Annotated in this window: 10 protein-coding genes; 7 read left to right on the top strand and 3 right to left on the bottom strand. The window is 65.1% G+C overall.

Annotated features, from left to right (window positions below; translation table 11 throughout):
• Positions 1-942: 942 nt before the first annotated feature.
• Positions 943-1,962, top strand: a complete 1,020-nt coding sequence (locus MET9862_RS19230) for an AI-2E family transporter (protein WP_185156934.1) — start codon at positions 943-945, stop codon at positions 1,960-1,962.
• Positions 1,963-1,991: 29 nt separating this feature from the next.
• Positions 1,992-3,128: an SMP-30/gluconolactonase/LRE family protein gene (locus MET9862_RS19225; protein ID WP_185156933.1), complete on the top strand. Its 1,137-nt coding sequence runs from the start codon at positions 1,992-1,994 to the stop codon at positions 3,126-3,128.
• Between the two features lie 198 nt (positions 3,129-3,326).
• Here MET9862_RS19225 and MET9862_RS19220 read toward each other — a convergent pair whose 3' ends face one another.
• A complete protein-coding gene (locus tag MET9862_RS19220; protein ID WP_244612801.1) occupies positions 3,327-3,833 on the bottom strand; it encodes a PRC-barrel domain-containing protein in 507 nt (168 codons plus the stop codon).
• 241 nt (positions 3,834-4,074) lie between these two features.
• Positions 4,075-5,286: an alkene reductase gene (locus MET9862_RS19215; protein WP_142584496.1), complete on the bottom strand. Its 1,212-nt coding sequence runs from the start codon at positions 5,284-5,286 to the stop codon at positions 4,075-4,077.
• Positions 5,287-5,633: 347 nt separating this feature from the next.
• On the opposite strand from MET9862_RS19215, the gene MET9862_RS19210 reads away from it, so the two are divergent.
• The 5 genes from MET9862_RS19210 (at position 5,634) to MET9862_RS19190 (ending at position 8,746) form a co-directional block, all read left to right on the top strand.
• Positions 5,634-6,146, top strand: a complete 513-nt coding sequence (locus MET9862_RS19210; RefSeq protein WP_142584495.1) for a redoxin domain-containing protein — start codon at positions 5,634-5,636, stop codon at positions 6,144-6,146.
• Positions 6,112-6,642, top strand: a complete 531-nt coding sequence (locus MET9862_RS19205) for a DsbA family protein (RefSeq protein WP_142584494.1) — start codon at positions 6,112-6,114, stop codon at positions 6,640-6,642. Before MET9862_RS19210 ends, MET9862_RS19205 begins: the two co-directional genes overlap by 35 nt.
• Positions 6,643-6,787: 145 nt before the next feature.
• Positions 6,788-7,123 (top strand): chaperone modulator CbpM, encoded by a 336-nt coding sequence (locus MET9862_RS19200; RefSeq protein WP_142584493.1) that lies wholly within the window; start codon positions 6,788-6,790, stop codon positions 7,121-7,123.
• A 191-nt stretch (positions 7,124-7,314) separates the two neighbouring features.
• Entirely contained in the window at positions 7,315-7,614 is a 300-nt protein-coding gene (locus MET9862_RS19195) for a putative quinol monooxygenase (protein ID WP_142584492.1), read from the top strand.
• 136 nt (positions 7,615-7,750) lie between these two features.
• Complete coding sequence (locus MET9862_RS19190) at positions 7,751-8,746, top strand: zinc-dependent alcohol dehydrogenase family protein (RefSeq protein WP_142584491.1); 996 nt, start codon at positions 7,751-7,753, stop codon at positions 8,744-8,746.
• Between the two features lie 105 nt (positions 8,747-8,851).
• Here the strand turns inward: MET9862_RS19190 and MET9862_RS19185 are convergent, their stop codons facing one another.
• Positions 8,852-9,421, bottom strand: a complete 570-nt coding sequence (locus tag MET9862_RS19185) for a phosphate-starvation-inducible PsiE family protein (protein ID WP_142584490.1) — start codon at positions 9,419-9,421, stop codon at positions 8,852-8,854.
• Positions 9,422-9,606: the final 185 nt, after the last annotated feature.

Genomic DNA, 9,606 nt, shown 5'->3' with positions numbered 1-9,606 from the left:
GCTGTTGCATGCGCCGCGCACCACTTCCGGGCGCCCTCTCCGCGGGCGGACGGGTCTTCACGGCGCACGGGCCGATCCGGCGCAGCAGTCCGTGAGGGCTTGAAGCTGAGGCTGCAGCCATCGAGCGCAGACCCGGTCCGACCGAGGATCATGCATGCCTTTCGACAGTCTCGATGGGCAGAGGGGCGCGATCCTGATCACGGACGGTTTAAGCGCGGCGCCGTGGCGCCGGCGGGGCTGATGGAGAAGCGCGGGTGGTCCACCAAGTCGGGCAACGGCCCATAGGGGGGATCCGATGACCTTTGCTATACGTGTCAGCATCATTGCTTTCGCGGGTTCTCTGATGCTGCTGCGCAGCGATATAGGCAGCGTGCAAGCAGATTGCCGTCTAAGCCGTAGATTTCCGTTGAAATTCATGGCCGGAGCCTGTGTCACCGCTTGCTATGCAGGATTCGAGTATCATGCCCGCTAGTGCGAACTGCGACGTGGCGGTGGCGGACCGTGAGTGCAGGTGACTCTGTTAAAACTGAAGAATCCATCGGCGGATCCGTCCATTCAGATTCTTTCTTGGCTTCGTGTCATGAGCATCGAGATAAAATTATCTTAGATGATTTTTATACCATAAGCAGTCGTCGATATTTGTGTATTGGATCAATTATACGATCGTCCATGTTTGAGCAGCCTAGCGGCACGAGAGTCGCGGCCATCTCTGCTGTACAGATCTACTAGGCGCGAGCCGCCCACGTCTTGCTGCTCACCGTAAAGTCATAGGGCTGCGCCGGACCGTCAAAGCTCTCGCGTTTCGGCCGATGCTAAGACCACAGACTAAACTCGATCATGTGGAGAGAGCTCTTGGACGCTCAGGCACCGATTCATCCGATCGAGCCACCTGCAATAGGGCTCCCATCTCGACGCAGGCTCAGGGCGTGGTTCGGGGCAGCCGTGCTTCTCGTCGCGCTGTGGACGGCACGCTCATACTTGGCCGCGATTGTCTGGGCGATCATCATCGCCGTTGCGATCTGGCCCCTTTACCGACGGATGCTGCGATCTGGGACAGACCGCGATTGGCTCGCCCCCGCGCTGGTCACCCTCCTGAGCGCAGTTGTGCTGATGACGCCGTTGTTGCTGGCCGCCGCCGAACTCGGCCGGGACGGACAAGCCGTTCTCGATTGGATCGGGCGCGTCCAGCAGAAAGGCATTGAGATGCCGGGATGGCTGACGCGCCTTCCCATTCTCGGCGAGCACGTGGATCGCTGGTGGCGGTCTCACGTCAGCGACCCGAACGGATTGAGGACGCTCTTCGCCGACGTGAACTTCGAATCGTGGGCAACCTGGATGCGCAGCCTCGGCGGGGAGCTGGCCTATCGCGTACTCCTGGCATTCATCACCTTTCTGACCCTCTTCGCGCTCCTCCGGGACGGGGAGAAGGCTGGAACGCGCGTGCTCTGCCTCGCGGAGGAGTGGCTGGGGCATCCCGGCGAGCGGCTGTTCGAGAAAGTGGCCGTTGCGACCAGGGGCGTGGTGAACGGAACGGTGTTGGTGGCGATCGGAGAGGGATTGCTCATCGGTGTGGGCTACTGGGTCGCCGGGCTGCCGCAGGCTGTGTTCTTCACTCTGCTCACCGCCGCGTTCGCGATGTTGCCCTTCGGAGCTTGGATCGCATTCACGGCCGCGGCCCTGATGCTCGCCCTCCAGCATGACGCATGGTTCAACGCGGCCGGCGTGTTCGGTTGGGGGGCCGCCGTCATGCTGGCTGGCGACAACTTCGTTCAACCAGCCCTCGTCGGAGGATCCGCGCGGCTGCCGCTCGTATGGACCTTGGTCGGGATCCTCGGTGGCGTCGAGACGTTCGGGCTTGTCGGGCTTTTCGTTGGGCCTGTCGTGATGGCGGCGCTCTACGCGATCTGGCGGGATTGGACAAAGCCTGGGGCTGCGGCTGTCGCTAGAGTTGGCCGGCGCTGACGGGGCAAAATCGTTCGGGAGGGCTGGGCATGAGTGGCGAAGCGACGATCGACCGGCGCGCATGGCTGGCGGGAGCCAGTGCTCTGCTAGCGGCCGGTCCGGGCCGCGCGGCCGAGCCCGCCCGCCCCGGGGAGTCCCTTCCCGCGCTGATGCTCGCCTTCGCGCTGCTGGACGCTGTTACCAACGGCGTCGCGGTGACGCCGGAGGGCCGGATCTTCGCCGTGCTCGCGCGCATCGACGGCAGCGCCGGTCCCCGCGTCGTCGAGATCCGCGACGGCCGGCCGGTGCCGTTTCCGGACGAGGCCTGGAACGCCTTCACGGATGGGGCCGATCCCGCCCGCACTCTCGTCTGGGTCAATTCCCTCCGGATCGGCCCCGACGGCGACCTCTGGCTCGTCGATACCGGCTCGCCCGGCTTCGGGCAGCCGATACGTCCGGGCGGCTGCAAGCTCGTCCAGGTCGACATCGCCGGCGCCCGAGTGCGGCGGACGATCCCACTCGACAGCGTGGTGACGGACAAGAGCTTCATCGACGACGTGCGCTTCAACCGCGGGCGCGCCTACCTGACGGATGCGGGGGCGCCGGCGCTCGTGGTGCTCGATCCCGCGACGGGCCGGGGCCGGCGCGTCCTCGAGGGCCATCCCTCGGTGACGGCCTCGCGACCGATTTCGGCCGAGGGGCGGATCGTGCGCGGGCCGGACGGCGCGCCGGTCTACGTCCATGCCGACCAACTCGAAGTATCGCCCGACGGCGCCTTCCTCTTCTACCAGTCCTGCACCGGTCCGCTCTGGCGCGTGCCGGCACGCTTGCTCGACGATCCCGGAACGGCGCCCGCCACCCTCGCCGCGGCGGTCGCGATCGTCGCCGACACGCCGCCGACCGGCGGCACGGCGATCGCCGCCGACGGCAGCCTGTTCGTCAGCGACACCGATACCCAGCGCATCGTCCGGATCGCACCCGACGGTACCGCCTCGACCTTGATCCACGACCCGCGCCTGCTCTGGGTCGACGCGATGTGGATCGATTCCCACAACCGTTTGTGGCTGCCGGCCGCCCAGCTCAACCGGCTCGCCGTATTTCAGGGCGGCCTGAGCCGGGTGCGCTTTCCGGTGGAGGTCTACACGCTCCAGCTGGACGTCGGGCCGGCGCCCAACGACCACCGTTAAGGAGCGAGGTCTCGTGCGGAGAAATATCTTGAGCAGCGAGGTCTTGGCCGACAAGGCACCAGCCCCGTCACGGCGCATGACGCAACGGGGTTTCTGATGCTCTGGCCGCGATCCTCAGCGCGTCGTGGCTGGCGGAGATCCGGCGCCATGAGCTGGCCTGGGGTCAAGCGTCGCGCCACGACCCATCACTACGACCCATCACGTTGAATAACGGAACTCCGACAGATTCTTCAACTCGTCCTTGCTGGCACCTGGCAGCACGATCTTTCCTTTCTCATCATCGAGATTCAGCTGATTGAAAGGTGTCGCAATCAGGTGACCGCCTAGCCCGAGGAACCCTCCCACCTGTATGACAGCAAATAAAACTTTATCTTTCCCGATAATGATGTCGTCGATGGTGCCGATTTTCTCGTCCTTATCGTTGAGTACGGCTCTGCCGTGCAGCTTCGTTGTACGCCAGCCCTTTGCGACTTCTTTCACGTCGACGCTGATGAGGCGGACGACCTGGGCGAAAGCCGGCACGGGCACTCCAACGGCGGCGATGCCTCCGGCAGACACGGCACTCACCACGATCATCGCAATGACATGATAACGCACCTTGTCAGCGTGACCCAAACACCGGCGCCAAGGAGCCCGGGGCTGGACGGTGTTCGCCAGGGTGTGCTGCAAGGATAAATCGGGTCGAACATGGCGATGAAGTTCCATGAGAATACTCCTTGGAAAGGGCATTCAATCGAAACAGTGGCCATTTTCGCCGTCAGCCTCTGTGTCCCAAGTTCTACTTCGGATAGGGAAGTGGCACATTGATCCGCGTCAGACGCACGAGCGATTGGTCGTTGCTTCTAGGGCTGGCGAGCGAGAAGTTGCGCTGCGAGTTCTACGGCCAGCCATACAAACCGCAGAGACGAGACCGCCCGAGTCAAGTTCGGCTGCCTTGAGCCGGAAATCATCTCCAGCTCTGGTCGACGCAGGCCCCAGGCTGTTCGCCGCGGTCCTGCGCCAGCGAGGGATAATCGGTGTAGCCCTTCTCGCCACCGCCATAATACGTAGTTGGGTCGTCTGCGTTGAGCGGGGCGCCAGCGCGCAACCTCTCCGGCAGGTCGGGATTTGCGATGAACTTGCGGCCGAACGCGACGAGGTCGGCCCTCCCCTCGCGAATCCATTGCGCGGCGGTCCCGGCGTCGAAACCTCCGGCGGCGATCAGCGTCCCCTTGAACCTCTCGCGGATCAGTTTGACGAGCGCCAGAGACCGCTGGTCGGCGGGCTCCCCTTTCTGCATCCGTTCCATGGCCGGATTGACCATGTGGAGATAGGCAAAGCCGAACTCGCCAAGCCGCTCGCCGACGTAGCCGAAGGTGACTTCCGGGTCATCGTCGCTGATGTCGTTCGACTTGCCGAGTGGCGAGATCCGGACACCGATGCGATCCGGTCCCCAGATCCGAGACAATGCCTCGGCAACCTCCAGCAGCAGTCGCGTCCTGTTCTCCACCGAGCCGCCATACGCGTCGGAGCGGCGGTTCGTGCCGCTTTCGATGAACTGGTCGAGCAGGTAGCCGTTGGCGGCGTGAATCTCGATGCCGTCGAAATCCGCGGACTGGGCGTTCCTCGCGGCGCGCTCGTACTGCGCTACGACATAGGGCATTTCTTCGAGGGTCAGGGCCCGCGGACGGACGAAGGGGACAAGCGCGCCCTCCCCCCGCTCGTTCTCGATGAAGGCCTTGCCCTGCGGGGTGATTGCCGATGGGGCGACGGGCGGCATGCCGTCGGGCTGCAGGGACGGATGCGAAATCCGGCCGACATGCCACAACTGGCAGACGATGCGTCCGCCGGACTCGTGCACGGCTTTGGTGATGTGGCGCCAAGCCTCGACCTGCTCGCGGCTGTGGATGCCGGGCGTCCAGGCATAGCCCTGCCCCTGCATCGAGATCTGTGTCGCCTCGCCCACGATGAGCGCCGCGGACGTGCGCTGCGCGTAGTAGCAGGCTGCAAGAGCATTCGGCACGTTACCCGGCGACCGCGCGCGTGAGCGCGTGAGGGGTGCCATGACGATGCGATGCGGAAGTTCGAGAGCGCCCAGCCGGTAGGGCTGGAACAGCACGTCCGTGTCCGGCAATGTCGCCGGGCCGCGCGTTCGCGAGAGGGTCGCTGTCCCGTCCATGGAGAGCCTCCTTCGGACCCATGCCGGCCGACATGGCCGGGCCGCCTGAATCACGCAATCCGGAAGCCCGCCGCACGCTGCAGGCTCGCCGCTCAGGCTCCGACCATAGGAGCGGCACGGCCGCAGGCCCTGACGTCCGTCAGCATCGGACGAACTCGAAGCCGCCCCTGTGCGAAAATTGTCCCGGCCTCGGCTCTGGTCCGCTGCACATGACAGGTACGAGCGCGGAAGAGCGGACGGCGCCGCCCGATCTCTACCGCCGGAACTGATGCTCGTCAGTGCCGAGACGCCCCATCTCGTAGTCAGATGCGGGATGGTCGCTCTGCAGGCCGTCCGGGAGGTACAGGATGGGACAGGTCTTAGCGCCTGGGGTCACGGCGCCCGATTTCACGCTCCGCGTCACGCCCGACCAGACGCTCTCGCTCGGCGATCTGCGCGGACGGCCGGCGATTCTGGCTTTCTATCCCGCCGATTGGAGCCCGGTCTGCGGCGATCAGATGGCGGTCTACAATCAGGTGCTGCCGGAATTTCGGAAGTACGACGCCGAGGTCATCGGGATCTCAGTCGATAGCGCCTGGTGCCATCAGGCCTTCGCCGAGACGCGCCATCTCCATTTCCCTCTGCTCGCGGATTTTGAGCCGAAGGGCTCGGTCGCCCGGCAATACGGGGCCTACCGCGACGGCGACGGCGTCTGCGAGCGGGCGCTGTTCGTCGTGGATCGCGAGGGAATCATCTTCTGGAGCTACCGCTCCCCGATCGCCGTCAACCCCGGTGCAGATGGCATCCTCGATGCGCTGGACCGGCTCGAAAACCAGGAGAAAGGCGATGGCCGAACTCAGAGTGCCAGTGTCGGCGGCTGACCACATCAGGGGTGGTGCCTCTGGAAAGGTGATCCTCGTCGAATACGGCGACTACGAGTGTCCCTATTGCCGCCTCGCGCATGTCCAGGTCATGCAGCTCGGCCAGCATTTCGGCGACGAACTCACCTATGTGTTCCGCAATTTCCCACTCACTGAAATCCATCCGCTGGCGGAACCGGCGGCAGAGGCCGCCGAGTTCGCGGGGGCGCAGGGTCAGTTCTGGGCCATGCACGATGCGATCTATGCACATCAGGAGCAGTTGAGCCTGCCGTTCCTCTTAGGGACAGCCCGGGCGCTCGGCTTGTCGGAGAACAATCTTGCGGCCGCTCTCGAGGCCGGCACCTACGAGCCGAAGGTGAAGCAGGATTTTCTCGGCGGCGTTCGGAGCGGCGTCAACGGAACACCGACCTTCTTCATCAACGGGCATCGGTATGAGGGCCCATTCGACTACCAGCATATGGCGGCAGCTATTCAGCCTCTGCGTCCCAGGCTCTAGCACATTGTCGCTTGTCGGTGGCCGCGGCGCGACGTATCGCGCGTTCCTCGCTCGACACGCCCCCCGAACCGATGCTTGCCGGCGCCGCCACCCGGGGGAGGACCACATGATCGCCGCATCGCATCGGCGTTTGTAAGGGGGCGTTATGGACGCGCGCGAATTTCAGGCTCGGACGGATCTGCGTCCCGACACGCTTCGGATCTGGCTCGAAAGCGGCTGGCTTCGACCGGCCGCCCAGGAGAACGTCTGGCAGTACGTCGAGATCGATTTGGCCCGGGCCCAACTGATCCAAGATCTGCAGCACGATCTCGGGATCAACGACGATGGCGTCGCGGTCGTGCTCGATCTCATCGATCAGGTCGGCGGCCTGCGGAACGTGCTGCAGGCGATTCTCCGGGCCCTGCAGGCGCAACCCGAAATGGTCCGCCGGCAGATCGTCGATGCCTGCGCGGCGCAGGGGCCGATCTCGCCGCCGAACTGACCGGCGTCATCGCGATCGTGCTCGTAATCCTGATGCGCGCCACCGACCCGATGGTGCTCCTCATCAACCGTGCGCACAGCCGGAACGAGACCACTGCCGACGATGTAACGGCCGCTGGACCCCGTCCAATACCGGAAGAAGTCCAGGGATCACATCCGCGCACTTTGGGACCCTGCGAAAGGAACAGGCAAATGGTCAAGTTTGCACTTCTTGTCGTCCTAGACGCCAAGCCCGGACAGGAAGCGGCGGTCGAGACTTTTCTGAGAGACAGTCTGCCCATTGTTCAGGACGAGCCTGGAACCGTCGCATGGTTCGGCCTCCGCCTGGGCCCGTCGACCTTCGGAATCTTCGATGCGTTTCCCGACGAAGCGGGACGGCAAGCGCACCTCTCCGGCCGGGTGGCGGCGGCTTTGACGGAGAAGGCGTCCGAGCTCTTCGCCTCGTCCCCGCGAATCGAGAGGCTCGACGTGCTCGCGACGAAACTGCCCTGAGCGTCTGCGACGGGGAGATCATCGAGCACGACTGGATCCAGGTCTCTGATCTTGCCGCATCGTCTTCGGCGGACCGGGATCGACTTCGTCGCAAGACACTCCATCCCCGAGGCTGATCACCGAAGGATGCTTCGCCATGGTACGCGTAGTCAGGTTTCATCGGACCGGCGGACCGGAGGTGATGCAGTTCGACGATCTCCCGGTTGGCGATCCGGGACGCGGAGAGGTGCGCGTCCGCATCGAGGCGATCGGCCTTAATCGCGCCGAAGCGATGTTCCGGTCGGGCGCCTACCTCGAAACGCCGCTGTTGCCCGCACGCCTCGGCGCCGAAGCCTCCGCGGCGATCGAGGCCGTGGGAGAGGGCGTCACCGGGTTCGCGCCCGGCGATGCCGTCAGCGTCATCCCGGCCTTCTCCATGAATGATTACGGCGTCTACGCCGATACGGCCATCGTGCCGGCTTACGGCGTCGTCCCACGCCCGGCCGGCATCTCGGCGATCGAGTCGGCGGCAGTCTGGATGGCCTATCTCACGGCCTGGGGTGCGCTCATCGACCTCGGTCGTCTCCAACGGGGTGACGCGGTCATCATTCCGGCGGCGTCCTCGAGTGTCGGACTCGCGGCGATCCAGATCGCGAACAGCGTCGGCGCGATCCCGATCGCGACGACGCGGACGCGCGCCAAGGCGGCGGCGCTGGAAGAGGCAGGCGCCGCGCACGTCGTCGTCACGTCCGAGCACGACCTCGCGGCCGAGGTCGATCACATGACCGGCGGCAAGGGCGCGCGCCTCGCCTTCGACCCGGTCGGCGGCCCCCAGGTCGAGACGCTCGCCCAGGCGATGAGCCACCGCGGCGTCATCCTCATCTACGGCGCGCTCGCCACCGAGCCCACGCCGTTCCCTGTCATCGCAGCCATGCAGAAGGCCCTCACGCTGCGCGGCTACACCCTGTTCGAGTTCATTCGGGACCAAGAGCGGCTGGCCCGCGCAGCGGCCTTCATCGAGGATGGGCTCGTCGGCGGAAGCCTCAAGCCGATCATCGCGAAGACGTTCCCGCTCGACGCGATCGTTCAGGCGCACGTCTACATGGAGTCGAACGAGCAGTTCGGAAAGATCGTCGTCACCGTCCCCCGGTGACGCGGGATCCGAGTCCCGGGATGGGCTGCGGCTGAGGCCGGTCCACCACGACGACCGGCAGGGCCGGATCGTCCGGATTGCCAGGAGCGGGCAGGAGCCGGTCCCTCAGCCCTGCGGCGGCGTCGCGCTGCTGCCGCGCCGCGTGTCCTTGCGGTCCTGATCCCGCACCAGCCAGTACACGGTCCCCAGGGCAAGGACTGCGACGGCCAGTCCGGTGATGGTCAGCGGCTCGGTCTTGCTCGCATCCAGGATGATGAACTTGCGGGAGAGCGCCAACAGCGCGATCAGGACGACGGTGCGCAGCTGAATGATGCTCTTTTGGCGGCGCAGCACGCTCAGGATCGAGTGGTTGAACTCCAGGGCGATCAGCACCGTGAAGATCATGCCGAACACGGCCTGGAAGACGCCGTGCTCTGCCGGATCAAGCAGGCCGAAGATGACGAGCAGCCCGATCCGGAAGCAAAGGTTGATCACCGCCGCGACGATGACCAAGCCGATGAGGCCGGTCAGCACCAGCACGATCACTTCCTCGAAGCGCTCGTAGAGGCTCAGGCCCGGCCACGCCGCGCGCGTCTCCCGCAGCGTATCGGCTGCCACAGAAACAGGCCGCGAGACATGAAAGCGGCTCTTGGTCCGGCCGATCGTCTGGTCGCGCTCGATTGTTGGCTGTTCCATGAGTGAGCCTCAGTCCTTGCCACGCTGGGCCTGGGACGACGCGAAGCCACCAGGGTTCGGACAGGAGCAGCCTGGCCTCCAGCTGTTGATCGCCGACGCTGGGGCAATCCGAGCGAATCCGGGGGGGCCGGGGTTCAAAGTTCGGTCGGCGTGGTGGATAGCGGCCGCGGCCCCGATCAGGAGCT

It is taken from the genome of Methylobacterium symbioticum (genome assembly GCF_902141845.1).
GTDB lineage: Bacteria > Pseudomonadota > Alphaproteobacteria > Rhizobiales > Beijerinckiaceae > Methylobacterium > Methylobacterium symbioticum.
This window is presented reverse-complemented; position numbering and strand designations above follow the sequence as displayed.

Coding starts and splice junctions, on each gene's coding strand:
- MET9862_RS19205 (WP_142584494.1), top strand. CDS start 6,112: ATGGCCGAACTCAGAGTGCCAGTGTCGGCGGCTGACCACATCAGGGGT.
- MET9862_RS19195 (WP_142584492.1), top strand. CDS start 7,315: ATGGTCAAGTTTGCACTTCTTGTCGTCCTAGACGCCAAGCCCGGACAG.
- MET9862_RS19210 (WP_142584495.1), top strand. CDS start 5,634: ATGGGACAGGTCTTAGCGCCTGGGGTCACGGCGCCCGATTTCACGCTC.
- MET9862_RS19185 (WP_142584490.1), bottom strand. CDS start 9,421: ATGGAACAGCCAACAATCGAGCGCGACCAGACGATCGGCCGGACCAAG.
- MET9862_RS19215 (WP_142584496.1), bottom strand. CDS start 5,286: ATGGACGGGACAGCGACCCTCTCGCGAACGCGCGGCCCGGCGACATTG.
- MET9862_RS19190 (WP_142584491.1), top strand. CDS start 7,751: ATGGTACGCGTAGTCAGGTTTCATCGGACCGGCGGACCGGAGGTGATG.
- MET9862_RS19225 (WP_185156933.1), top strand. CDS start 1,992: ATGAGTGGCGAAGCGACGATCGACCGGCGCGCATGGCTGGCGGGAGCC.
- MET9862_RS19200 (WP_142584493.1), top strand. CDS start 6,788: ATGGACGCGCGCGAATTTCAGGCTCGGACGGATCTGCGTCCCGACACG.
- MET9862_RS19220 (WP_244612801.1), bottom strand. CDS start 3,833: ATGGAACTTCATCGCCATGTTCGACCCGATTTATCCTTGCAGCACACC.